The sequence below is a fragment of the Clostridium sardiniense genome, assembly GCF_019753795.1.
Lineage (GTDB): Bacteria > Bacillota > Clostridia > Clostridiales > Clostridiaceae > Clostridium > Clostridium sardiniense.
Genome location: NZ_JAIKTU010000016.1, coordinates 1 through 23,912 on the forward strand (window position 1 = coordinate 1; position 23,912 = coordinate 23,912).

At 28.8% G+C, this 23,912-nt stretch carries 27 protein-coding genes, 1 rRNA gene and 1 pseudogene; 3 read left to right on the forward strand and 26 right to left on the reverse strand.

The window, feature by feature from the left end; translation table 11 throughout:
* The 3 genes from K5V21_RS16380 to K5V21_RS16390 form a co-directional block, all read right to left on the reverse strand.
* Positions 1-94, reverse strand: a 16S ribosomal RNA gene (locus K5V21_RS16380); the annotation flags it as partial.
* Positions 95-559: 465 nt separating this feature from the next.
* Positions 560-952, reverse strand: coding sequence for a DUF2752 domain-containing protein (locus K5V21_RS19775; RefSeq protein WP_221862199.1), 393 nt, complete (start codon positions 950-952; stop codon positions 560-562).
* A 207-nt stretch (positions 953-1,159) separates the two neighbouring features.
* A complete protein-coding gene (locus K5V21_RS16390) occupies positions 1,160-1,693 on the reverse strand; it encodes a 2'-5' RNA ligase family protein (RefSeq protein ID WP_204596682.1) in 534 nt (177 codons plus the stop codon).
* A 389-nt stretch (positions 1,694-2,082) separates the two neighbouring features.
* On the opposite strand from K5V21_RS16390, the gene K5V21_RS16395 reads away from it, so the two are divergent.
* Both K5V21_RS16395 and K5V21_RS16400 read left to right on the forward strand, forming a co-directional pair.
* On the forward strand, positions 2,083-2,715 hold the full coding sequence (locus tag K5V21_RS16395) for a DUF4489 domain-containing protein (protein ID WP_221862200.1): 633 nt from the start codon (positions 2,083-2,085) through the stop codon (positions 2,713-2,715).
* Positions 2,716-2,903: 188 nt separating this feature from the next.
* Entirely contained in the window at positions 2,904-3,578 is a 675-nt protein-coding gene (locus tag K5V21_RS16400; protein ID WP_221862201.1) for a hypothetical protein, read from the forward strand.
* Between the two features lie 74 nt (positions 3,579-3,652).
* Here the strand turns inward: K5V21_RS16400 and K5V21_RS16405 are convergent, their stop codons facing one another.
* On the reverse strand, positions 3,653-4,546 hold the full coding sequence (locus K5V21_RS16405; protein ID WP_221862202.1) for an SPL family radical SAM protein: 894 nt from the start codon (positions 4,544-4,546) through the stop codon (positions 3,653-3,655).
* 501 nt (positions 4,547-5,047) lie between these two features.
* On the opposite strand from K5V21_RS16405, the gene cplR reads away from it, so the two are divergent.
* On the forward strand, positions 5,048-6,691 hold the full coding sequence (gene cplR / locus K5V21_RS16410) for an ABC-F type ribosomal protection protein CplR (protein ID WP_221862203.1): 1,644 nt from the start codon (positions 5,048-5,050) through the stop codon (positions 6,689-6,691).
* A 43-nt stretch (positions 6,692-6,734) separates the two neighbouring features.
* Here the strand turns inward: cplR and K5V21_RS16415 are convergent, their stop codons facing one another.
* From K5V21_RS16415 to K5V21_RS16520, 22 genes and pseudogenes are all read right to left on the reverse strand, one after another.
* Positions 6,735-7,067 carry a winged helix-turn-helix transcriptional regulator gene (locus K5V21_RS16415; RefSeq protein WP_204596677.1) on the reverse strand — a complete coding sequence of 111 codons (333 nt, stop codon included), beginning with the start codon at positions 7,065-7,067 and terminating at the stop codon, positions 6,735-6,737.
* Positions 7,068-7,207: 140 nt separating this feature from the next.
* Positions 7,208-8,074 (reverse strand): NAD(P)/FAD-dependent oxidoreductase, encoded by an 867-nt coding sequence (locus K5V21_RS16420; protein ID WP_221862250.1) that lies wholly within the window; start codon positions 8,072-8,074, stop codon positions 7,208-7,210.
* 12 nt (positions 8,075-8,086) lie between these two features.
* A complete protein-coding gene (trxA, locus tag K5V21_RS16425; protein WP_221862204.1) occupies positions 8,087-8,401 on the reverse strand; it encodes a thioredoxin in 315 nt (104 codons plus the stop codon).
* A gap of 173 nt (positions 8,402-8,574) precedes the next feature.
* On the reverse strand, positions 8,575-8,763 hold the full coding sequence (locus tag K5V21_RS16430) for a hypothetical protein (protein WP_221862205.1): 189 nt from the start codon (positions 8,761-8,763) through the stop codon (positions 8,575-8,577).
* Positions 8,764-8,831: 68 nt separating this feature from the next.
* Positions 8,832-9,206, reverse strand: a complete 375-nt coding sequence (locus tag K5V21_RS16435; protein WP_204596673.1) for a DUF956 family protein — start codon at positions 9,204-9,206, stop codon at positions 8,832-8,834.
* 286 nt (positions 9,207-9,492) lie between these two features.
* A complete protein-coding gene (locus tag K5V21_RS16440) occupies positions 9,493-10,404 on the reverse strand; it encodes a PTS system mannose/fructose/sorbose family transporter subunit IID (protein ID WP_221862206.1) in 912 nt (303 codons plus the stop codon).
* 19 nt (positions 10,405-10,423) lie between these two features.
* Complete coding sequence (locus K5V21_RS16445) at positions 10,424-11,227, reverse strand: PTS mannose/fructose/sorbose transporter subunit IIC (RefSeq protein ID WP_221862207.1); 804 nt, start codon at positions 11,225-11,227, stop codon at positions 10,424-10,426.
* A 37-nt stretch (positions 11,228-11,264) separates the two neighbouring features.
* Positions 11,265-12,242, reverse strand: a complete 978-nt coding sequence (locus K5V21_RS16450) for a mannose/fructose/sorbose PTS transporter subunit IIA (protein WP_221862208.1) — start codon at positions 12,240-12,242, stop codon at positions 11,265-11,267.
* A gap of 1,043 nt (positions 12,243-13,285) precedes the next feature.
* Positions 13,286-13,870, reverse strand: coding sequence for a sugar O-acetyltransferase (locus tag K5V21_RS16455; protein WP_221862209.1), 585 nt, complete (start codon positions 13,868-13,870; stop codon positions 13,286-13,288).
* Positions 13,871-13,917: 47 nt separating this feature from the next.
* Entirely contained in the window at positions 13,918-14,121 is a 204-nt protein-coding gene (locus K5V21_RS16460) for a hypothetical protein (RefSeq protein WP_221862210.1), read from the reverse strand.
* The gene (locus K5V21_RS16465) at positions 14,114-14,476 is read right to left on the reverse strand and encodes an ROK family protein (RefSeq protein WP_221862211.1); all 363 of its coding nucleotides are present in this window, start codon (positions 14,474-14,476) and stop codon (positions 14,114-14,116) included. The genes K5V21_RS16460 and K5V21_RS16465 overlap by 8 nt, the downstream gene beginning before the upstream one ends.
* A 195-nt stretch (positions 14,477-14,671) precedes the next feature.
* Positions 14,672-14,986, reverse strand: coding sequence for a uracil-DNA glycosylase family protein (locus tag K5V21_RS16470; protein WP_307495498.1), 315 nt, complete (start codon positions 14,984-14,986; stop codon positions 14,672-14,674).
* A gap of 407 nt (positions 14,987-15,393) precedes the next feature.
* A pseudogene (gene tnpA, locus K5V21_RS16475) lies at positions 15,394-15,848 on the reverse strand (IS200/IS605 family transposase).
* A 164-nt stretch (positions 15,849-16,012) separates the two neighbouring features.
* A complete protein-coding gene (locus K5V21_RS16480) occupies positions 16,013-16,807 on the reverse strand; it encodes an HNH endonuclease (protein WP_221862212.1) in 795 nt (264 codons plus the stop codon).
* Complete coding sequence (locus K5V21_RS16485; RefSeq protein WP_221862213.1) at positions 16,807-17,799, reverse strand: hypothetical protein; 993 nt, start codon at positions 17,797-17,799, stop codon at positions 16,807-16,809. Before K5V21_RS16485 ends, K5V21_RS16480 begins: the two co-directional genes overlap by 1 nt.
* Positions 17,786-19,114, reverse strand: coding sequence for a DUF262 domain-containing protein (locus K5V21_RS16490; protein WP_221862214.1), 1,329 nt, complete (start codon positions 19,112-19,114; stop codon positions 17,786-17,788). Before K5V21_RS16490 ends, K5V21_RS16485 begins: the two co-directional genes overlap by 14 nt.
* A 26-nt stretch (positions 19,115-19,140) precedes the next feature.
* The gene (locus tag K5V21_RS16495) at positions 19,141-19,491 is read right to left on the reverse strand and encodes a transposase zinc-binding domain-containing protein (protein WP_221862215.1); all 351 of its coding nucleotides are present in this window, start codon (positions 19,489-19,491) and stop codon (positions 19,141-19,143) included.
* Between the two features lie 130 nt (positions 19,492-19,621).
* Complete coding sequence (gene rlmH, locus K5V21_RS16500) at positions 19,622-20,101, reverse strand: 23S rRNA (pseudouridine(1915)-N(3))-methyltransferase RlmH (RefSeq protein WP_221862216.1); 480 nt, start codon at positions 20,099-20,101, stop codon at positions 19,622-19,624.
* A gap of 247 nt (positions 20,102-20,348) precedes the next feature.
* Positions 20,349-20,990, reverse strand: coding sequence for a lactate utilization protein (locus K5V21_RS16505; RefSeq protein WP_221862217.1), 642 nt, complete (start codon positions 20,988-20,990; stop codon positions 20,349-20,351).
* 76 nt (positions 20,991-21,066) lie between these two features.
* On the reverse strand, positions 21,067-21,564 hold the full coding sequence (locus tag K5V21_RS16510; protein ID WP_221862218.1) for an SEC-C metal-binding domain-containing protein: 498 nt from the start codon (positions 21,562-21,564) through the stop codon (positions 21,067-21,069).
* A 29-nt stretch (positions 21,565-21,593) separates the two neighbouring features.
* Positions 21,594-22,385, reverse strand: coding sequence for an MBL fold metallo-hydrolase (locus K5V21_RS16515; protein WP_204596666.1), 792 nt, complete (start codon positions 22,383-22,385; stop codon positions 21,594-21,596).
* Positions 22,386-22,403: 18 nt separating this feature from the next.
* Complete coding sequence (locus K5V21_RS16520; RefSeq protein WP_204596665.1) at positions 22,404-23,669, reverse strand: UDP-N-acetylglucosamine 1-carboxyvinyltransferase; 1,266 nt, start codon at positions 23,667-23,669, stop codon at positions 22,404-22,406.
* Positions 23,670-23,912 lie beyond the last annotated feature (243 nt).

The window sequence follows — 23,912 nt, forward strand, 5'->3', positions numbered from 1 at the left end:
AATCCGTTTCCCGAAGGAAACTTCATCGCTCGACTTGCATGTGTTAGGCACGCCGCCAGCGTTCGTCCTGAGCCAGGATCAAACTCTCAATAAAAAGTTTAATCTTTTCACTCATAAAACTTACTTTAATAAAAAGAATTGCTGGTTGTTTAAATGTTTTATATATTCTGTTCAATTTTCAAAGACCATTTTATCTCGTCGCCCTTAAGCGACTTGTATATCTTATCATGTGCATCGAATCTTGTCAACAACTTTTTTAATTTCTTTTAAGAATTTAATTTAGTTGTTGTTTCTCTTTTGAGAATCGATTTCCTGCAACCAATGTATATGATTATATACTGTTTTTCGACACTATTTACATAATATAATCCCTTAATATAAGATTAATCTTATCATCTTCTATATTACTCTATATTTCGTCATTTATCTTACATTGATATGCTTGGGTAAGTTTTCTGTTTTCTAATTATTATTAAGTTCTTTAGATGTATAGAATATATTACACTCACTAGCCTCTCTCTTTTAAGTTAGCTATATTATATACTTTTAATAGATTAAGTTATTTATAATTTATTAATCTATTTATAAAAGACTGCCTATTATAATCCAATGGTTCTACACTCGGGAACAAAATTACCATTCTAACTATATAAATAATAATATACAAACCTACTATAGTCACTATTGCTATAAGAATATACCTCCTATATTTAATAAATGACCCTTTAAAATATAATAATATTAAAATTGCTAGCGCAGGTATCATTAAAAATAATGGATGCCAATAAAAAGCTTCCGATATATTTCCATTTATAAAACTTATCCATGCTCTAGTTAATCCACACCCAGGGCAAGGCACCCCTATAATTGATTTAAAAATACATTTCGTATTAAATAGCAATATAAATATACTAATTGAAAATATCGTAAAAAAACTTTTTACCCTCTTCACATGTACCTCCCTTTAAAACCTAAAATTATATATTATTAATTATATCCTTATATCAGCTAATTCTATAAAATTAATTATATATTCTAAAAATAATCTAATTAATTTGAAATAACCTGTATTAAATTCTTAAAGTAATTATAATTATCAATGAAAAAAGTAGATAGTCCTTGTCCCATCTACTTACATCCATCTTAACCTTTATATGTCTTAGAATAATCTTATACTATCTGTGAATTTTCCATTTTCCATTTCTACTTTATATAAAGCAATTCCATCAAAGCTCGCCTCAAATGGCTCATATATATCTACCACAAAATTAAATACCTCTTTTAATTTTTGTTTACTTAACCCCATAGCCAAACTACAATGTGGATTCCACTTACCTGGTAAGTAATACGATCTAGCTGATTCCTCAAACTCTTTAAAGAAATCATAGTATTCTTTATGATAATCTAATAAAACCTCTGTAATTACTGGAGTTAAAAAACATGCTCCTGTAGTAGGAAATGCCCCTAAGGCATCGAATCTAGTATCTATAACTTTTAGTTTTGATCTAAACTCCTTCATTCTTGCTATAAACTTATCTTCATCTATATCTTCATAAATTGCTAGTGTTATATGTGGCGCTAATCCATCTGTATTCTTTAAGCTTGAATCTATTCCACTGCTGCTTAACTGTTCCCAAATTGAAGTTACATATCTTGATGATTTATTATCTAAAAATACATCTACTGCATACATTATTATTCCTCCCTAGTAAATCTACCAACCATTACCCTCAAATATCTATAAATTTCTTATTATATATTCTATCATATTTAACTACGTAAAATTTGAACATATGAATTCATAATAATAAAGTATTTACCTAATCCTCTATATATCATTAAATAACTCTAAAATCATTTATATAAACTTAATACATATAATTATTATTTATATATCCTCAAATAGCTCGATATATTTTAATTAATATTTAAAATATTATATTTAAAAATAATCATTTCTATTTTTTAATTTAAAATAACACATTTTTTTCCTTAGTTCATACAATGTACTATGAAGAAAAACAAATAATTTGTTGAACAAACAAAGTATTTATAAAATTTTTAAACTTTGTGGAGGGATTTATGAAAATGATGCAAGAAAAACAAAATTGCTTTGACGATTGTGAATGTAATTTCGACGATTGTTGTGAGCCTAGAAAATGTTGTCATGAAGAATGTTGTGAACCTAAAAAATGCTGTTGTAGACCTAAGAAACACTGCTTTGAAGAGTGCGTTGTAGTAAGAAAACCTTCTTCCTGCGCACCAGAACCTGGTAAAGCTTTATTAAAATGTGGTAGAGGAGCAGCTGGACCTCTTCCTCTTATTGCAGTTGGTACAATTCTAGGATTAAATGGTTCAATTCCTGTAGGTAGTGTTACTATAGATACTAGGGAATTATGTAATCCTACAATTCTTCTAACTGTTAATTCAATAATAGCTGCACCAGTAGCTATAGCAAGTACTATAACTTTTACAGTTTTTAAATGCTGTGACGGTTGTAAACAACCTGTAGGAGAGTCTTTCACATTTGCAAGTGCACTTGCTGCACTTTCAAGCCAATCATTCTCATTCCAAATTTGTGATTGTGCAAACTGCTGTGGATGCGTAACTTATTCACTTGAAATAACAAATGCTACTCTATTAGCTGCTGGCTTAACAGTTAATTCTACTATAACAGCTCTTGCTGTAGAAAGTGATTGTAATAGCTGCTGTTAGAATAATTTAATTGATAAAAGATTTTAAAATGAGTCTCAATCAGAGTGTTGATAAAATCAGCACTCTTTATTTTTATACAATGTTTATATTCGTATAGTTACTATAACAATTTGTTATTTAATTGTTATTTAATTTATTGCTTATGAATATATTATATTAGGCTATTATAAAAAACTATAGGAGGGCATATGGAAAATCAAAATAATTCTAGCAAAGTAAATTGTGAGTACTATGTATCTATGGGAAAGCCTGGTTCTCTTATAATAAAGGCTCCCGTGGTATTATCAAATTTAAAAATCTCAATTCCTATAACTACAGAATTAAATTTTAAGGAAAGCTACATAAACATTTCAGAAAATACAAATAAAATATCCTTAAGCACCCTTGAAATTACTGGCAATAATGAACTCATAATAAACGGTTCTATATCTAAAGTTTTAAAATATTCTATCAATAAGATTAATCTTAACTCAACTAAAAGTTTTAATTTGGATATTCCAATATCAGAAAAGATAAATATTAATTTCGATCAAATCCCTATAAATAATAATATTGATTTTAAATTATATTATCAAAAAAACTCGCAACCAATTTATTGTGATTTAGATTATATACAAGTATTACAAGATATAATAACTAAAAAGGATAATAACTATATTAATGAAATTATAATTTCCCTTCACCTTTCCTTAACTCAAGTTCAGAATGTATTCATACCAGAACCTGATGGAAATGTTTTGATACTAAAGGAAAACTCAAATGGCTTTATATTAGATAAGGTCGATAATAATGAGCCTGCTTATATGATTGGTTTTAATCCCAAAAAAGGTTTAATTGCTAAAAGTATAAAAGATCCTAAATAATATATTTTAAATATAACTCTATATGGCTAAGGAGCTGCCTCAAAATAGGTAGCTCCTTATATATATTTATAATTTTAAAATAAACTTATCTGAACCTCTTCATATTTACTTTTATAATCTTTAATTATATCTTCCATATTATATAAGATTCCATATTTCTCACATTCTCTCTTAAAAACTTTCCATAATTCCTTTGAATTAATGGATGGATACTCATACCTATCTCCATATGTCTCAATATATTTTTTAGATAAATCTTCATCTTTAAATATATCTTTTAACCTTTTATAATAATATTCTCTTTGATTCTGCCTTAAAGTGACCCCCATACCAAAGGCGAATATAAATTTAGCTCCGCATTCATGTGCTTTTCTTACTATATTTATTATATTTTCTTTATTATCATTTATAAAAGGAAGTATAGGCATCAGTAGTATACCTGTATATATTCCATTATCAGTTAGTTTCTTTATTGCATCGAATCGCTCTGTAGTACTACTAACATTTGGTTCTATACTTTTAGCCAATTTATCGTCATAAGTAGTAATAGTTATTTTTATCAATACAGGAGAATGTTCCTGTATTTTCTTTAATATATCTATATCCCTTATTATTAAATCACTTTTTGTAGCTATGCTTATTCCAAAATTATTTTTATCTACCTGCTTTAATGCCTCTCTTGTTAGACAATACTTTTTCTCGAAAGGATTGTATGGATCACTCATGGCCCCCATACCTATTATTCCTTTCTTTCTTTTACTCCTTAAATCCTTTCCTATTATTTCAGTTGAATTCTCTTTTGCCCTAACTCTATCAAAATCAACTATTTGATAGCAACTACTCCTTGAATCACAATATATACACCCATGGCAACAACCTCTATATATGTTCATAGTATAATTTAATGCAAACCAAGAATTATTCTCTATATAATTAGATACAATCTTTTTAGCAGGTATATATTCCATAATCAATACTCCTTTATTTAAACCATAAATTTATTCTTGTCTAAACCTTATATAATTAATCTTATTATAGACATATTGATCTATACTTTCTATGTACAATTTTATCTAAGGATAAATCTGTAGCACATTAAAATAGTATAGATTCAAATAATATGTTATTTTAATTTTACTATTTATTAGATTTCATATTAAGATATATTCTTATTAGAATGTACGTACTACTCAACTTTAATTCTCTCTTTTTATTTATTGGATATCTATTCAAAGTAGTGCTATACTATATATTAATATTGAAAATTATAAATTTTAAGAAAGGCAAAGGTAGTTTCACAGATGAGAATATAATCTATTTTTCAAACTTTGATTACAACAAAAAAGTATTTATTTGTAGCTTTTTTTGTTGTGCTTAAATTTAGGGAGAGTAGATTATAGTGAGGTATTTATATTTGTCCTTTTAAATGGCTATATATACTCTCCTATATTTTATAGGAGGGATTTTTTATGTCTTTAGCAAGATTAAATAAAGTAAAAAAATATTATGGTGATAGATTAATTTTAGATATAGATAAATTAGAAATTTTAGACGGTGATAGAATAGGCTTAGTAGGTGTTAATGGTGCTGGAAAAACCACGCTTATAAAAGCGTTAATAAATGACACACCTATTGATGAAGGTAATGTTTATATAACTAAAAGTTTTGCTTATATAAGTCAGTCAGAAGATGCTAGTGAAAGATTTTTAGATAATAATTTTAAGAATATATTTAATGCACCTTTTAAGTATGATGACTTTTTATCAGGTGGAGAAAAAGTTAAATTTAAAATAGCAAAAGCTTTAAGTGAAAATAAAAATTTAATTATTGCAGATGAACCAACTGCCAATTTAGATAGAGCTAGTATTGAGGTTCTTGAAAAAATGCTTAAAAGTTATAATGGTGCATTGCTTTTAGTTTCTCATGATAGAAATTTTTTAGATACATTATGTAATACTATTATTGAAATTGAAGATGGAAAAATTACAGTTTATAAAGGAAATTACTCTAAGTATTTAGAACTTAAAACTTTAGAAAGAGAACGATCTAAAGCTGAGTATGTTGCTTATATAAATGAAAAGAAACATCTTGAAAATGCTATCCTTAATAAACAAAATATAAAAGATAGTATAAGAAGAACACCTAAAAGGATGGGAAACTCTGAAGCTAGATTGCACAAAATGGGCGGGCAAAAGGCAAAGAAAAACTTAGATAACAATGTAAAAGCTCTAAAAAGTAGGATTGATCATCTTGAGGTTAAGGAAAGACCTAAATCTATAAAAGAAATCAATATTACAGTTCAAGAAACTTTAAAAATAACTTCTAAAAACCTTGTAGAAGTTAAACATCTTAATTTATTTGCAGATGATAAATTATTGCTTAAAGATGCTAGCTTTAAAATTAAAAATGGCAAAAAGGTAGCTCTTATTGGTAATAATGGCTGTGGTAAAAGTACTTTACTTAAGGAGATTGTTTCTAATAAAAATAATATTAAGGTTTTTGATAATGTTGTTATAGGGTACTTTGATCAATCTCAACATATATTAAATGATAATGAATCAATACTGAAAAATATACTTAGAGATTGCTCTTATGATGAAAGTTTTGTTAGAACAAACTTAGATGGATTTGGATTTAAGGGAGATACTGTATTTAAACAAGTCTCTTTATTGAGTGGTGGTGAAAAAGTAAAGATAGCCCTTTGTAAGGTCCTATTATCTGATAATAACCTGCTTATTTTAGATGAGCCTACTAACTACCTAGATATTAAATCTATGGAATCCCTTGAATCTGCACTTATCAATTGTAATAAAACATTGATTATAGTATCTCATGATAGGAAATTTATCTCTAATATATGTGATTATATTTTAGAAATAGATAATAATAAAATTAATGAATTCTCTGGTAGTTATGATGAGTATATAGCTTTTAAAAATAAACCTAAGATAAATTTAAAAGAAAAACAAAATAAGGATAATCTTATCTTGTTAGAAAATAGATTTTCTGAAGTGATTTCTTTAATATCAACAGAACCAGATATTAATAAGAAGATTATATTAGAAGATGAGTATAATAATCTCCTTATAAAGATAAAAGAACTAAAGAATTAACTTATATAAAAGAGCTAGGTAATATTACCTAGCTCAATCTATATTACTCGCCACACTTAAGATTTTTATTACTCCATCCAATCATTTTCTCCATTACAGGTAGAAGTAATAAACCTGATTCACTTAAATAGTATACAGATTCTACTGTATTGTTTTCTATTTTTTTATCATTTACCATAATCCCTTGGTCAATTAATAATTCTAATTGTTGAGATAACATTTTTTTGCTACATCCTGATATACTTCTCTCTAGCTCACCAAATCTCTTTTTCTCTTTCTGTAGTGCCCAAATTATAGATCCTACCCACTTTTTACCTAATATACTTGATAAAGCTTCCACTGGACATTCATATATAATATCATCTACTCCATACATCTCTTCTACCTCCCTTATTGAATGAATTTATTATTATATTATCATAATATATATAATAATAAAAAACGTATTGAAGTCTTTGCAATACGTTTTTATATTTAAGCACAATTATAAATTATTCTATATTAAATGCAATTATTTTAGAATTCTTTTCTTCCATCTAAATATGCTACTGCACTTAATGCTGCAATATTTCCTTCTCCAGCTGACTTTATATATTGATATGGCTTACCAACACAATCTCCAGCTGCAAAACATCCCTTAATATTAGTTCTCATTAATCTGTCACACTTAATATGTCCATTAATTTCCTCAAGCCCTGGAACTAATTGTGATGGAGAAATGGCATCTTTTAATAAAAATACTCCGTCAGTCTCAATTTCTGAATCTTTAAAGACTATCTTTCTAACCTTATCATCTCCAACTATTTCTACAGGTCTTTCTTGAACTAATTCTATATTTTCATTTATATTATATTCACCTTTATATAAAGGTATATAATATACTTTTCCAGCAATCTCACTTACATAGTTAGCCTCAGTCTCACCTTCATCATTTGATGCTACTATGACTACAGTTTTTCCTCTATATATTGGTGCATCACATGTAGCACAGTATCCTACACCTTTACCTAAAAACTCTAATTCACCTTTAAATGGTCTAGAGAATTCAACACCTGTTGCTAAGATTACAGATTTAGCTTCATACATCTTATCTTTTACCATTAGTGTGAAATAATCTCCCATTGCATAAACATTATTAACTCTATCTTCTGCTATTTCAATTCCCATAGAATTTATATGCTCTCTAAAAGCTTCTCCTATTTTGACTCCTGTTGAATTTGGAAATCCTAAATAGTTGTTAATCTTTGGTGCCTTATTAATTTTAGGGCTAAGATTCTTGCTTCCAAATATAACGAATGATTTATTTCTTATCTTGGCATTAAGAGCAGCTGATAAACCAGCTGGTCCACTACCTATTATAGCTATATCATATCTTTCGCTCATCATTTCAACCTCTTATACAAATTCTTTTATAGTTTCTACTAATACCTCTTTTGGTGAGAATCCTACTTTAGTAGTAACTTCTTCTCCATTTTTAAATATTTTTATTGTTGGTATATTTTGAACTCCGTACCTTTGTGCAGCCATTTTATTTTGATCTATATCAACTTTAACAATTTTAACATCTTCCATTTCTGATTGAACGTCCTCTAACACTGGAGCTAACATCTTACATGGTCCGCACCAAGTTGCAAAAAAGTCTACAACAACTACTCCTTCTTCTTTTAATACCTCTACATCAAATTCATTTTCATTAATATGTTTTACCATTTTAAATTCCTCCTAAAGTTTTTCTCTATTCTTAACCTGTCTTTATTATATCAACGTAACTTTAATGCAACAATTAGGCACTTTAAAGTTACTACTTACCATAAGGTTACCACTATATTTATATTTTAATTTTTTAACTCTAGCCGTTAATTTTTACTTTTACATATTGAACATCAAAAAAGAGCGTTTCCTTTACACAGAAACGCTCTACCTCCATACTTTACATATCCTTCAATCCAAAGATATAAACTATTTGTATGAACATTAAACTCTTTACTATACCCTTTTATAAATAAGTCTTCTTTTACAATTAGCCTAACTACTAAAAGTTTAATCTTTTTATCGAATAAACATCTTGACATAACCTGGTTCCTCGCTTTCTATTATCCTTCTATCCAGTTTATTATACCAAGTACAAAATCTTTTAATATTAATTCTTCTTAAATATAGATTTTACCCCTCGTTTGACAACATCAAAAAAGCTTAATGACTTAACTATGTGATTTGGATCAACATAATTTCTAATAGTACGAAGTACTTTCTTTGTTTCCTTAGATGAAAAAGAATATGTACCATTTTTCTTAGTTTGGATCGCATATCGTGGAATCCACTTTCCTTTTAGTATTACTGATACAATAACATAATCAACCTCTTCCCAAGGAATTTGAATGAATTTTTGAACATCACGAGAATTGTAAAATTCAAAACCCTTGTCACCAATCATTATTTGCCCATAATCCGTAAGACCTGTAAAAGCTGTTGCATCAACTACTAAATCTACCTTCGTATTGAGTGATTTAATCATACGTTCTACCTCTTTTCTACTTAGTATATACATTATATTTTATTCATATATTTCTTAAAAGAATCAAGAAAGCATTGGCCCAAAACCAAATAACTAAAATTAGTATGCTCATTAAACTTAATTTCAAACTTCTCTAGTTCTTTAGATAAGTTTCTAAATTAAGTATTTATTCTTCCATTTCATAATATCATAAAATTTATTTTCCTCACTCTAATTTAACTTATTTATGTTAAAAAAGCCTAGGCTAAGTAAAAAATATTACACTAACCCAGGCTGAATAGAAATATTACATTAAACCTATTAAGTGGAAGATAATACCAATTATAAATAAAGCAAGAATAATTACAATTGGAGATACCTTCTTCTTAAGTAACCACATACAAAGAAGTGTTAATAATAATCCTGCAAGTCCAGGAATTAATGAATCCAAGTTACCTTGTAATGTTGTAACCTTCTCAGGAGTTAATGATAAACCAGCTGATTGTTGCATTAACGCTTGTTTCATACCTTCTGCTCCAGCAGGAAGGCTACCCCAATCAATGTAAGCACCTTGACTTAACTGAACAGATGATATTACTGGTATAAACTTAATAGATACCCATCTATTAACTAATGATCCTAAGATGAACATACCAAGTATGGATGCTCCCTTTGTAATATCTTGTAATAAACTACCTGATAAATCTTCTGTAATACGAGAACCTGCTTTGTAACCAAGTTCTTGTGTATACCAAGTAAATGCCATACGTATAATATTCCAAGCAAAGAAGAATATAATAGGTCCAAGAATGTTACCTGCCATAGCAAGTGAAGCACCTAATGCTCCTAATATAGGTCTAACAGTAAACCAGAAAACTGGATCTCCAATACCTGCTAAAGGTCCCATCATACCAACTTTAACACCTTGAATAGTTACATCATCCACAGGTGATCCATTTGCACGATCTTCTTCTAATGCTAATGTTACCCCAATAATAGGTGAAGCTACATATGGGTGAGTGTTAAAGAATTCTAAGTGACGTATTAACGCAGCTGATCTTTCTTCTTTAGTTTTATATAACTTTTTGATTGCTGGAATTAATGAATATGCCCAACCACCGTTTTGCATTCTTTCATAGTTCCAAGATCCTTGAATGAAAGTTGAACGCCACCAAATAGAAAGACGATCTTTTTTTGTTAGCTTTAAATTTTTTTCCATTTTCGTCTTCTCTCCCTTCTTAATAACTATCGATAATATCGCCTACTGGATCTCCTGTATTTGATCCACCATTACCTGAACCGCCTTTTTTGCTAAGTGCTAAGTAAATAAGCGCTATAGATACACCGATTGCACCTAATCCCATAAGTGTAATTTGTGGAATAGTTGCTAATACAAAACCGATTGCAAAGAATGGCCATACTTCTTTTGTTGCCATCATATTGATTACCATTGCATAACCAACAGCTACAACCATTCCACCACCTACTGCTAAACCGTCTGTTAACCAAGCTGGCATAGCGTTAAGTAATGCACTAATAGGACCAGAACCGATTATTAAGATTAATGCTGCTGGAAGAGCTATACGTATACCTTGCATACAAATAGCAATAATTTGCCACATTTCAACTTTTCTGATATTTCCTTCTTTTGCAGCAGCATCCATGAAGTGTACGAATGCTGTAGCAATTGTACGACAAATAATTGTTAATAATAATCCTGCAACTGCTAATGGAATTGCTATGGCAATAGCTGAAGAAATTCCTGCTTGCCCTTCTCCACCAAGAACTAGAATAATCGCAGCTGCAACAGATGCTAATGCTGCATCAGGTGCTACTGCTGCACCGATATTTGCCCAACCTAAGGCAATCATTTGAAGACTACCACCTAAGATTAGACATGGTATTAAGTTACCTGTAACTGCTCCGATTAAAGTACAGGCAACTAGAGGTTGATGGAATTGGAATTCATCTAGTATTCCTCCCATCCCAGCTAAAAATGCAATAATAATAACTAATATTATTTGAATTATATTTAGATCCACTATGTTAATCCTCCTTTTTCTATTAAAATAATATATATTATTTTAATTTATTTAATTCCTCTTGTGCTTTTTTAAGAATTTCGTTCATATTTCCTTTTGAATCATTTGGAACTTTACGAACATCAAAATCTAATCCAGCTTTTTTAAGTTTTTCAAAAGTATCAATATCTTCTTGACTGAAAGCAAGAACTTTATTTGGTTGAACTTTACCTGGAGAGTGAGCCATAGATCCAACATTAATTGTCTTTATTGGTACTCCACCTTCCACTGCTCTAAGTAAATCTTCTGGATTTTCAAAAAGAAGCATTGCACGTTGTCCTCCAAAATGTTGATCATCCTTTGCAAGTTTAATCATTTGCTCAATAGGAACAACATGCGCTTTAACGCCTGGAGTAGCAGCTTGTTGAATTAATTTCTTACGAAGTTCATCTCTAGCTACATCATCTGATACAACAATAATTCTTGTTGGTTGCGTACTTTTTGTCCAAGCAGTCGCTACTTGACCATGAAGTAAACGGGAATCAATACGTGCTAAAACGTATTCAAATGATCCTGGAGCACCTGTATTAGATTGCTTAGCAGAATCTGCAGTTGATTTATCATCATTAACTGGTTCTAATGCTTCAGGTTTAACTTTAACTCCTTCTTTAGCTGATCCTATAATACTAGCCGCAATTTCTTGTGCGGATTCCATTGAAAGACGTGCTCCATAAGCTTCAATCACCATTGGTAGATTCATACCAGCAACGATTGCCCATTTATCTTTGTGTTCTTCAAATAAACTATTTGCTTGGTTGAATGGTGTACCGCCCCAAAGATCAACTAAGAATAAAACCTCATCTTGGTTGTCAAAGGATGCAATTGCATCTTTCATTTTTGCTTTAATATCATCAGGTCCTTCACTAGGCATCAACGTAACAGCTTGTACGTTCTCTTGTTCTCCAAAAATCATTGAACCAGATTGCAGGATGCCTTTGGCAAACTCCCCGTGACTAGCAAGAATAATTCCTACCATATATATACCTCCTATTTTTTATTTGCTACGATAAAATTTATACATAAGTTCTAAAAACTTGTAAGCAAAATTAATTATTGTAATTTTTTCTCTAAGTCAACTTTCTCTAATACTTTATTACGTGCACTTATATTATAAGCAAATGTTGTGCCAATAAAATGTATTAAAAACTTTTAAAGTACTTAAAGCTATATGCTTCAATGATTTAAGCTTTAATTTTAGTCATTGAAATCTTTTTCTTTAATACACTTTAGTTATTTTTTGATACTATTTTATTTTGGTTTTAAGTTATTTTGATATACTTATTCAAATATTTAATTGTTATAACGAATTTAGTCATCATTCAACATAATATTTAGTATATCTTTAAATATATTATTTACTTTATCGATAATTTTTATTGTAATTTTATTTAATATACTTATATAATTTTTATATATTAAAGTGATCTTAATGATGTATCTTTCAAGATTATATCCTATATAAGCGGCTAATTTAATACTTATAATACTATCAAATTTCGTATTTAATCTTTTTATAATACACTTATACTTTTAATTAATACACTAAAGAATGATCACCTACAATTGTATCAATTCATTTCTCAAAAATTAGATTTACTAAGTGTTTATTTATAATACCCCCTAGCCTTTTAATAAAAATATCTGCTAGTTTATGTACATAAATTTAAAAAGTCTATATACTGTATCCTTACCAAACTTAAGAGTATTAATTTCAGCTTTATATTTCATGCAGTCGCCAGATTATATTTTTATTGATCTTTTTTGTTATGTATTATAGCTATAGCTCCTTTGAATCTCACATCTAACACAGGATTTTCTAAATACAAAAAACCGTATCTATTTATGATACGGTTCTCCGCAACAATTATAAATGAGATTTTTCCATTCTATTCTTATGTATATAATTCTTGATATTAAAATTAAAAGCAAACAAAAAGATGCTCCATCCTAGTGAGATTAGCATCCTTTTTGTTAACTTATTCAGTTAAATCCAATAGCCCTAAACAAAATATAATAATATTAAAGATTGTCTTTTATCACTCTGCACGGATTTCCATATGCTATTTTATTTGATGGTATATCTTTTGTTACTACACTCCCTGCACCTATTACTACATTATCACCAATTGTTACACCAGGCATTATAATTGCTCCACCACCTACCCAAACATTATTTCCGATATTAACTGCTGCTGTTTGTGTTTTACAAAACTCAAACGTTCCATCATCTTTTATTTCTCCGAATCTATCTTTTGCATTTGTAGGATGAAATGCAGTATAGATTTGTACGTTAGGTGCTATTAATACATTATCTCCAATAACTATTTTGTTATCGTCCAAAAATGTGCAATTCATATTCACTTCACAGTTATTTCCAAAATATATGTTATTGCCATAATCAACAAAGAACGGTGCTGTAATCCATAGATTTTCACCTCTACCACCAAGCAACTCCATAAGAATTCTATTTTTAGTCTCTAAATCTGAAGACTTACAATTGTTATACTCTCTAGCTAAGTCCTTTCCCCTATGCCACTGAGTTAATAACTCTTTATCTCCACAATCATAAAGTTCACCTGCTAACATTTTTTCTCTCTCTGTCATAATATCCTCCCTCTATAATTTCTCTAAAATAATTTCTGAAATCCCTATTAATCCGTAGTGTTGTCATGTTTTACATCTATAACAATATTTGTTTTTATGTTCAATTGATCATTGTACCCTTTAATTATTTTATCTTTAAGGTTTAATCTAAATTTTTCTCCTCCTAAAACAATTGTTTCTAGATTTAAAAGACATGATATTATTTTTAGGGTTTTAACTACTGCATCAATATATTTATCATCATCACTCATTTAGGTATGTATCATTAATTGGAAGTACACCAACTTCGCCTGCATATCCTTTATTACCTTGATATACTTTGCCATTTATTACGATACCACCTCTAACACTTAAATCAGTAAATAGTAGATATATCATATTGTTACATTCTATATTTGTTTTAAAATAGCCCAGAGCTATGGGGTTTAAATCATTTTCTAATATACATGGGATATTAAACTTATTTCTAATCTGGTTGATTAAAGAGACTTCCTTCCAATCATCAACTCCAAGCCCTGTAATATATCCATTTTCAGTTACTATACCAAGTACTATTATCCCAATATATTTAATATATTTATCTATTATGCTATCAAATAAATGCAATATACTCTCTTCATCCAAAAGTTTACATATAATATATCAGTTTTATTACACATTATCTACCATCAACACATTATAAAGTAATTAAATAAATCCTATTAAACAAATTTCAAGTTAAGGGTAAATTTGTAAATCCATATTTACCTTTTACTTTGGACTCATTACTATTTTATTATAATATTTTTTATAAATACATCATTACTTATGATACGGTTCTCCGTTACACCTCCAAAGGTGCACAGTTTTATATATTAACTTTTCTAATTTATATCTAGCATTTGCTATGCTTGTAGATTGTAGTTTAGTCGCTTCTATTTCTGTTTCCTTTAACAAATATTTATAGTAAAGTTCATATGCTTTTGTTCCATTTGTATATATTGCCTTTATATTACTATGTTCTAGGATATCTTCTAATTTTATAGGAATAACATTTGTTATAATTGAATTACTTGAATCGGCTATATCACAAGATTCTATTGTGTCCCATATTGCTATCTTATTATTTAAAAGCATCTTTTTGTTATCTTCAATAGTTAAATAGTTTGTACATTGTGTTATAGCTCCTATAACTTTTCAAAATCTATTTTACGGATGGCTATAATAAAAATCTATCTCTCTAGATTTAGCAGACGGAATTATTCCTAGTATCAATATTTCTGAATTTTCATCAAAACCTGATTTAAATGTATGATGTACACGTTCTACGATATAATTACTCTTTTCAATTTTAATTACTTTACTTATTTATTTAATTATAATACTCTATATTTATTATTTTCAATCAACTAGTTAAAATCATATAATTTTTTCAAATAAAAATCCACCAGCTTAGCTGGTGGTATTTCCTCAGCCCTATAAGGGCATATTACCTGCGATTGCGCCTTAAGGCGCTAAAAGGTCCGCCAGCCGCATATCTTCTGTTATTTGCTACCCTTGAAAGGGTCCATATATTCTTTTATACTTATTTGATCTGCTATCATATCTTCTCGTTCTTGATTTCTTATATATTCTTCAATTGCTTTTTTATTTCTTCCTACTGTATCAACATAAAATCCTCTACACCAAAAATGTCTACTTCCATATTTATATTTTAAGTTAGAAAATCTTTCAAAAGCATTGAACTACTTTTACCTTTTAAAAAAACTACAAAACCTGAAACGCTCATTTTCGGTGGAATTGAAACCAACATATGTATATGATCGACGCAAGCATGCGCTTCGATTATTTCAACGTCCTTCCATTCACAAAGTTGTCTTAGTATCTTTCCAATTTCAATTTTCTTTTCGCCGTAGATTTCTTTTCTCCTATATTTGGGCGCAAAAACTATGTGATATTTACAATTCCATTTTGTATGTGATAAACTATTACTGTCCATTATGGATGCCTCCTTTTGTTATTGAATTTGGCTGCGAACCTAATTCTATTTTAACAAATGGAGGTTTTTTTACATAATACACCGCTAAAGCTTATCTGAACACACTTGCATAGCAAGTGTTTTTTTTAATACAATAAAAAAGAGTGACCCCAGAGGTCACTTCTTTATATATAATAAATTACTATTATCAATTCACAAAATGCATATAAATCAGATGTATTAGTAAAGAACTCTTTTATAAATTTAATATATCTATCCCCTATTATATTATTTGATCTTTTAATACTTATTATATTTGTTACCTTGTTTATATCAATCTCTTCACCAAATTCATCAATAATACCTATTATTAACTCAGTTATATCTACAATGCAATTAGTAGACATCTCTTTATTTAACTGAAATCTAGATATATGATTTCGAATAAAATTTATAATATATGGATCATTAATTCTTTTTGCTGTACTAAATGCTTGTTTTAATAAATCATATTCTATTTCATATTCTCCATTTTGTTCGCACTTAACCCCTAGTGGTTGAAGTATTATCTTATTTAGCTTTAAATACTTATCTTTTAGTTCAAGATATTCCTCACATGGCTGTGTACATTCTTTTTTGGAGCATTGTAGATCTTTATTTACTAGTTCCTTATCTAATATTTCAATCATTCTAGTCTTATACTTTTGATTACATGATGGGCATGCAGCAGATAAATTAAACTTACAATGCTTTAAAAACTGTACAGATTTCTTTTCTTCATACCCACTCTTTTCTATAGAGTGCTCTATGTTAAATATTACATTGTTATCCGTTTTTAAATCCTTTCCACAATACATACAGTAGTAATTTGATGCCTTTAATAACAATGACTCAATTTCTTTTCTATATTTATCTCCATAGTAATTTTTATTTTTACTTGGATATTCTACGTCAAACCTAGTTGGAAAATTTAGTTTCATTATTTTGACCTTTCCTCTATAAACCTATATATTACCTTTTGTCTAATTGATAGAGAATTTTCATCAATATCATCTAGAGATACTTTTCTTCCTGATATACAATCTTTTACTAAATTGGATAATGCTATATCTTTTTCATCTTCAAATCTATTTGTATTAAATATATTTTTATCTATACTTTCTATATCATTAAGATCATTTCCATCAAATATTTGGTATGGATTTTTATCTACACTTTCATATGATTTTATAATTTTAATTACATCAAAATCCTTAGTTTTTTGAACAGTATATAATGAATGAGCACTTACAATAAATCTTATATTGCTATACTTTTCCTTTAATTTTTCTATAAATATACCTGAATTTTTATGGTCTAAATTCATATCAAGCTCATCAATTAAAATTAACTCACATCCAGCCTTACTTGCAAAATTTACCTCTACAAGCATTCTAAGTCTTGCTTGAAGTGCATCTGATAATTTATACAAAGATTCATCATTTAAATAAATCTCTATTCCATCTTTATCATCAGACGTTGCAAATACGTATTCTTCCTCATCGTTTTCAGAACCCCTATCCTGACTAGTTCTAAAATCTACATCCAGTATATTTTTTAATAGTTCTTTATATTCTTCACTATTTTCTATAAGTTCATTTAATATAACTTCACTTTTATGATTTCCTAGAAATACATCTTCTTTATTAAAGTTTTTGTCATCAACTCTATTTTCTATTATATCATGTGTTTTTAAGTCTGATAATTTTGTAAATCCACTTATTTCAACAGTTATACGCCTATTTTTTGAATCTATAAAGTATATTTTATCCTTATACTCCTTGCTGTCTTTTAACTTATTTATTATACCCTTTATGACTTTTGATTTTCCTGAATTATTCTCCCCAACAATTAATGCATGTCTGTAGCTATAATAGTTTTTGTTACTTTTTAAGTCATTTACTATTCTGTCAATTAAATTAACTACATTCATACTTATAACGTTCCTTTACTATGCCTATCGCTTTATTAAGTCTTTTTTCTACTGTAGACTTATTTGAGGTAGATTTTTGTATATCAAAATCCTTTTGTAAATCTAGGGAATTTATAAATGATAGATATTCAATATAGTTATTACTATCTAGCATACCTAGCTTAGAAAATGCTACAAAGATAGCTTCTACAATTAAAATCTTACCGCCACTAACTTTATCCTCATTCTCTAAGTCTTTTATCTTTGAGAAGAACTTATATAACTTTTCAACTTCTTGTTTTGCATGCTTTTTAGTTTCTTCATTTTTTATATCAATTTCCCTGTCCCCATTTGTATTGTGTCTTACATTAAAGTGCTCTGAATATAAATCTATCATATGCCCTAAGCTAAAGTTTTTAATTTCTTCTAGTTTTAATGTATTACTTTTTTTGTCATATTTAGTATATTTATCTAAGGCTAAGAATCTAAGTAAATACTCAAAGTCCTTTGATATAGAGCTTTTACCATAAATCTTTCTCCATGTTGAGTCGTTTTCATTAAGTTCATCTATATATTCATATAAGAAATTCTTTGAGTATACCCCATTTCTAATTTCCTGGCTACTTAATTCTTTTCCTGCACTATTTAGTAGTTTAAATATTTGAGTATATACACTGTATGGATTATCATCATTACATTCCACAAATACAACTTCTATTTTTTTTCTTTTTAGTATTCTCTTTGTTTTTTCATTAAAGCTCTCAAAGGTTATATCTTTATCATGTAATTTGAAGTCAGTCTTTCTTAAACTATACGTTTTTTCTAATTGTTTCTCTATATCTTTTTTCTCTGCCTTCATAGCTTTTCTCTCTGATTCTAGAAAACGTTCACTATACTTATCTAGTCTTTCGTTTAGCATTTCTATACTTTCTAACTTTAATGATACATCTTCAAAGTCTAGCCTTTTTCTATCACCTGTATTTTTATAGAATATATTTTTGTAATACATGAATATACTAGTTATTCTTTGTTGCCCATCAAGTATAGTGTACTTCCCTGTATACTTATCATAGTATAGATATACAGGAGGTATAGGTATATTCTTTATTAAAGATAATATTAGATTAGATGCTTGATTTTTTTCCCATACATACTTCCTTTGATATTTTGGTAATATATAGTCTCCTCTTTTTAGTCCATTTAACATTGTTTCAATATCCATACTTTGAGTACTATATGTTATTTTTTTATCTAATAGCTCCTCTACTTGGATATCATCTTTGCTATCTGACTCTATATAATCATTTGATTTTCCATTATTATCTAATTCGATCATACTTCCTCCTAATAATATTATTATATCTATATTATATCATATAGTATTTCTCTAAGCGTTATCAAGTAAACGCTTAAGTAAAAGTAGTTCCTTAATTCTTCAGGAATTGTAAATACAGCATGTCTATGAGTTACATTTAACATATTATCAACTTGCTTATCTGACCATTTTAAAGAATACATCCTTCCACATTTGCTACAAAATTTAGTTATATATATGAATCCATGAATATACTCTGATTTGCATTTTAAACATTTGTGCTTAATATATCCATTTTCTATATTTCCACAATCTAAAACTCGTTCTACTATATATTTTATATGCTTATATATTTCTTTTCTAACTCTATGTCTCTTCAGTTTTTTAAATTCTTCCAATTTATTTTATAATATATTTTTTATAATTTTGTCATTTTTATGTTTTCTACACCTATTCATACTACTATTATACACAAGTTTTCCACAGTTTTTGAATTACCATAATCCACTTGTAATTTTAAAAATTTCCTTACTTGTGATACGGTTCATTCTTCATTATCCTAAATGCTCTATAAACTTGCTCTAGAAGCATAACTCTAAATAATTGATGTGGAAATGTCATCTTAGAAAAGCAAAGCTTATAATCAGCTCTTCTTATAACTTCTTCAGAGAGTCCAAGACTTCCCCCTATAACAAATACTATATTTGAGTTTCCTGTTACTCCACATTTTTCTATAAAACTAGAAAATTCTTCTGATGTAACTTGTTTTCCTTTAAGATCCATAGCAACAACATAAGATGTGTCCTTTATCTTTGAAAGTATAGCTCTCCCTTCCTTTTCCTTTATTTGTTGCTCTTCTTTATCTGATGCATTATCAGGTGTTTTTTCATCTGATAATTCAATTATATCTAACCTACAATATCTTCCTAATCTCTTTGAGTATTCATCTATTGCTTGTTTTAAATATTTTTCTTTTAATTTACCTACAGTTACTAATGTTATATTCATTTGTCCTCCTAATAATTATTTGCACATTTATACAAATAATTAGCCAATACTCTATTACCTAGATTATTGGCATCTTTATTTTACTTTATTAAATTATGTAATAAATCACCTATCATAATGCATAAATATTATTATAGGTAATTGTATGCACTAGTTAAATATTATATTCTGAAGGCGTCTCCTTGCGTTCATTACATTTGTTAAGTATAGTTATACTTTTTTAATTTAACTGGTGCAGTCTTATTTTTTAATATCCTATATTTTCATTTAGGAAAATTACATGTATTCTATCAGATACATTTTGTCTTCTTATTAGAGTATACTCATTGCATATTCTCTCAGGACTACTACAATCCATGCAGTACCCAACTTTAGCACATGGAGTCTTTCTATCTAATCTCTTTGCATTAATAGGTGCTGATTTTTCTCTATTTCTCTTTATAGCTTCATCAACATCCTTAACTATTTTATTAGATCCACAGATAACTATAACCTTATCCGGACCATATAGCATTGCTGCTACCCTATTACCAGTACCATCAACATTATATAGCTCTCCGTTTTCTGTTACAGCATTACTGCTTACAAAATATGCATCTGATAAGAATGCTTGTCTAAATATATTTGTTATTTCTTCTCTAGTAATTCCATCTTTATATCTATCTAAAAAATCATATCTTCCACTTCTTAGATGATCTATGACCCCTGTTTCAAATAACGTCATTGAGCCACCGCAAGAAACTATTGATCCTTCATCTACAATGTCCTTAATAAGCTCAATAAGATTATATCTGTCCTTTACATAATATCCGTTCATATTGTTCTTTTTTAAAGCTTCTATTGTTCTTTCAATCTTCTTTTCATTTGACCAAATAACATTACTATCCATTACAAACCCTCCTAGAAAATTATATAATAACAAAAGCCCATAAGAAATCTATGAGCTTTTTAATATTCAAGTTAAACTATTTTCCACAACATTTTTTGTATTTCTTACCACTACCACATGGACATGGATCGTTTCTTCCTATCTTTTCTTCGTTTCTAACGATACCTGATTGTCTATATTCTTTTTGGATTTCTTTTCTCTTTTCTTCTGAGAAAATACCTTCCCATTGTGGTAAATTATATAAATAATCTGCTTTAGCATCAAGCATATTAAAATATAACTTTTCAAGGTCTATATCAAATACTAATTCTGTATTTTCATCTATAGCTTCTAAGTCATATGATGATTTTAAACTATCATTTATTCCATCAACAAATCCCATTACAAACTCAGCTGTAGTGTTATACTTACTAGCTAATTCTTTTATTGTAGTCTTCTTAATCTCTTTATGGTTTGATAATAAATCCTTGTATATGCCTGTTTCTATGTTACCATATTCTTGCCAAAAAGCTTTCTCACCTTTTTCTTTTACATATTCAACAACCATATCTGTCCAATCTTTGTATAAACTCATCTCATTCTCTCCTCTTTCTTTCTTTAAAATTATAAGTTAATTAATGAGCTAGGTTCATGTCTACTAGCCATTGAAATTTTAACATCCAAACCTTGCTTAACACCCTCATCTTCTAAAACGCTTAAAACCGTCTGATAAGCTAAATCTGGATGATTATTAGTACCACTTAAGTGACCTAATATTATTTGTTTATTATTACCGTGCTTTATTAGCTCTGTTATAGCTTTTCCACAGTCATCATTTGATAGATGTCCAATTTCACTTAATATTCTTCTCTTAAGATTATAAGGATATGGTCCAAACTTTAACATACTAACATCATGGTTGCACTCTAAAAGTATTATATCTGACTCTTTAATATTGTCTCTTATCTCTTCTGTGAATGTACCAAAGTCTGTTGCTATACTTGCAGTATTATCCTTAGACTTTATTGTATATCCAACTGGTGCAATAGCATCATGAGGAATATTAAAGGATTTAATAGCTAGATCCTTTATTTCCACAGTGCTTCTTTTATCCATTATCTTAATGTTATGTTCTTTTATCTTACCTATTGAATTTTTCATGGCTTCCCATGTCTTATCATTGGCATATATAGGAATGTCATATTTTCTTGATATAACACCTACCCCTTTAACATGATCTGAATGTTCATGGGTAATAAAAATACCATCAATATCTCTAGGATTTTGATCTATTCTAGTTAATGCTTCATCTATCTTCTTTCCTGGCATACCGGCATCTATTAATATCTTTGTATTATCATTTCCAACAAAGATGCTATTCCCACTACTTCCACTATAAAGTGAACAAAATATCATTTGTTGTTCCCCCAAATTTTACTCTACTACACTAACTCTTCTTACATCTGCACCAAGTTTTCTAAACTTATCTTCGATGTGTGGATACCCTCTATCTATATGTTCTATACTTGTAATTTCTGTTACGCCTTCAGCCACAAGTCCTGCTATAACCATTGCAGCTCCTGCTCTTAAATCTGTTGCTTTAACTACAGCACCTGTAAGTTTTGAAACTCCATCTATTATAGCTACTCTACCTTCAACCTTTATGTTAGCACCCATCTTCTTAAGCTCATCAATGTGCTTATGTCTGCTTTCCCATATAGATTCAGTTATTAAACTTCTTCCTGGTACCATACTTAATAATGTTGACATTGGTTGCTGAACATCTGTTGGGAAGCCTGGATATGGAGCTGTCTTAACATTAACTCCCTTTAGCTTTCCATCATATCTAACTCTTACCGAATCGTCGCCTTCTTCAATTATAGCACCCATTTCATTAAGTTTTGCTGTTATTGATTCTAAGTGCTTTGGTATAACATTTGTAATAGTTACATCACCTTTTGTTGCTGCTGCAGCTATCATAAATGTACCTGCTTCTATTTGGTCTGGAATTACGCTATACGCACATCCAACTAATTTATCAACTCCAGTTATTCTTATAATATCAGTTCCTGCACCTTTAATGTTAGCTCCCATTGAGTTTAAGAAGTTTGCAACATCAACTACGTGAGGTTCTTTTGCAACATTTTCTAAGGTAGTTACTCCTTCAGCTCCTGTAGCAGCTATCATAACATTTATTGTAGCTCCAACAGAAACAACGTCGAAGAATATGTTAGTTCCAACTAATCTATCTGCCTTAACCTTTACTGCTCCATGCTCTATAGTTACATCTGCACCAAGTGCTTCAAAACCTTTTATATGTTGATCAATAGGTCTTACCCCTATCGGGCATCCCCCTGGAAGCTCTACTCTTGCTTCTTTAAATCTTGCAAGAAGTGCTCCTATAAAGTAATATGATGCTCTCATTCTTCTTACGTCTTCTGTGCATGCATCATATGTATGTACTTCTGTACTATCTATTTCTAACGTATTATTATCAATTTTATTTAACTTACATCCTAAGCTTAAAAGTATTCTTTCTAAGCAATGTACATCTTCTATATCCGGTATGTTATCTATAACACACTTTTTTTCACTCGCAATTATTGCCGCTGGTAATATTGCAACCGCTGCATTTTTTGCTCCATTTATATCAACTAAACCTTTTAGAGGATTCCCTCCATTTATAACTAACTTTTCCATCCAATTCACCCTTATTTTTTAGATTCTATATATTTAAAATTCCCAATATTTAATTAATTATCCAAAAAAATATCTATTAGACATTATAATCCTATTATTATTTTTTAATAGTTCGATTATCATTATAACACAAACTTGTATTATTGAAATATTTTTTTTAATAAAGTTAAAAAATAAGATAGATAAAAGCTTTGTAACGCTTTTATCTATCCATTAAATAGGTTAATTATTAATATTTACTAT

Coding starts and splice junctions, on each gene's coding strand:
- K5V21_RS16390 (WP_204596682.1), bottom strand. CDS start 1,693: ATGTATGCAGTAGATGTATTTTTAGATAATAAATCATCAAGATATGTA.
- K5V21_RS16395 (WP_221862200.1), top strand. CDS start 2,083: ATGAAAATGATGCAAGAAAAACAAAATTGCTTTGACGATTGTGAATGT.
- K5V21_RS16400 (WP_221862201.1), top strand. CDS start 2,904: ATGGAAAATCAAAATAATTCTAGCAAAGTAAATTGTGAGTACTATGTA.
- K5V21_RS16405 (WP_221862202.1), bottom strand. CDS start 4,546: ATGGAATATATACCTGCTAAAAAGATTGTATCTAATTATATAGAGAAT.
- cplR (WP_221862203.1), top strand. CDS start 5,048: ATGTCTTTAGCAAGATTAAATAAAGTAAAAAAATATTATGGTGATAGA.
- K5V21_RS16415 (WP_204596677.1), bottom strand. CDS start 7,067: ATGTATGGAGTAGATGATATTATATATGAATGTCCAGTGGAAGCTTTA.
- K5V21_RS16420 (WP_221862250.1), bottom strand. CDS start 8,074: ATGAGCGAAAGATATGATATAGCTATAATAGGTAGTGGACCAGCTGGT.
- trxA (WP_221862204.1), bottom strand. CDS start 8,401: ATGGTAAAACATATTAATGAAAATGAATTTGATGTAGAGGTATTAAAA.
- K5V21_RS16430 (WP_221862205.1), bottom strand. CDS start 8,763: ATGTCAAGATGTTTATTCGATAAAAAGATTAAACTTTTAGTAGTTAGG.
- K5V21_RS16435 (WP_204596673.1), bottom strand. CDS start 9,206: ATGATTAAATCACTCAATACGAAGGTAGATTTAGTAGTTGATGCAACA.
- K5V21_RS16440 (WP_221862206.1), bottom strand. CDS start 10,404: ATGGAAAAAAATTTAAAGCTAACAAAAAAAGATCGTCTTTCTATTTGG.
- K5V21_RS16450 (WP_221862208.1), bottom strand. CDS start 12,242: ATGGTAGGAATTATTCTTGCTAGTCACGGGGAGTTTGCCAAAGGCATC.
- K5V21_RS16455 (WP_221862209.1), bottom strand. CDS start 13,870: ATGACAGAGAGAGAAAAAATGTTAGCAGGTGAACTTTATGATTGTGGA.
- K5V21_RS16460 (WP_221862210.1), bottom strand. CDS start 14,121: ATGAGTGATGATGATAAATATATTGATGCAGTAGTTAAAACCCTAAAA.
- K5V21_RS16470 (WP_307495498.1), bottom strand. CDS start 14,986: ATGCTTTTAAATAATAAGATAGCAATATGGGACACAATAGAATCTTGT.
- K5V21_RS16480 (WP_221862212.1), bottom strand. CDS start 16,807: ATGAAACTAAATTTTCCAACTAGGTTTGACGTAGAATATCCAAGTAAA.
- K5V21_RS16485 (WP_221862213.1), bottom strand. CDS start 17,799: ATGAATGTAGTTAATTTAATTGACAGAATAGTAAATGACTTAAAAAGT.
- K5V21_RS16490 (WP_221862214.1), bottom strand. CDS start 19,114: ATGATCGAATTAGATAATAATGGAAAATCAAATGATTATATAGAGTCA.
- rlmH (WP_221862216.1), bottom strand. CDS start 20,101: ATGAATATAACATTAGTAACTGTAGGTAAATTAAAAGAAAAATATTTA.
- K5V21_RS16505 (WP_221862217.1), bottom strand. CDS start 20,990: ATGGATAGTAATGTTATTTGGTCAAATGAAAAGAAGATTGAAAGAACA.
- K5V21_RS16510 (WP_221862218.1), bottom strand. CDS start 21,564: ATGAGTTTATACAAAGATTGGACAGATATGGTTGTTGAATATGTAAAA.
- K5V21_RS16515 (WP_204596666.1), bottom strand. CDS start 22,385: ATGATATTTTGTTCACTTTATAGTGGAAGTAGTGGGAATAGCATCTTT.
- K5V21_RS16520 (WP_204596665.1), bottom strand. CDS start 23,669: ATGGAAAAGTTAGTTATAAATGGAGGGAATCCTCTAAAAGGTTTAGTT.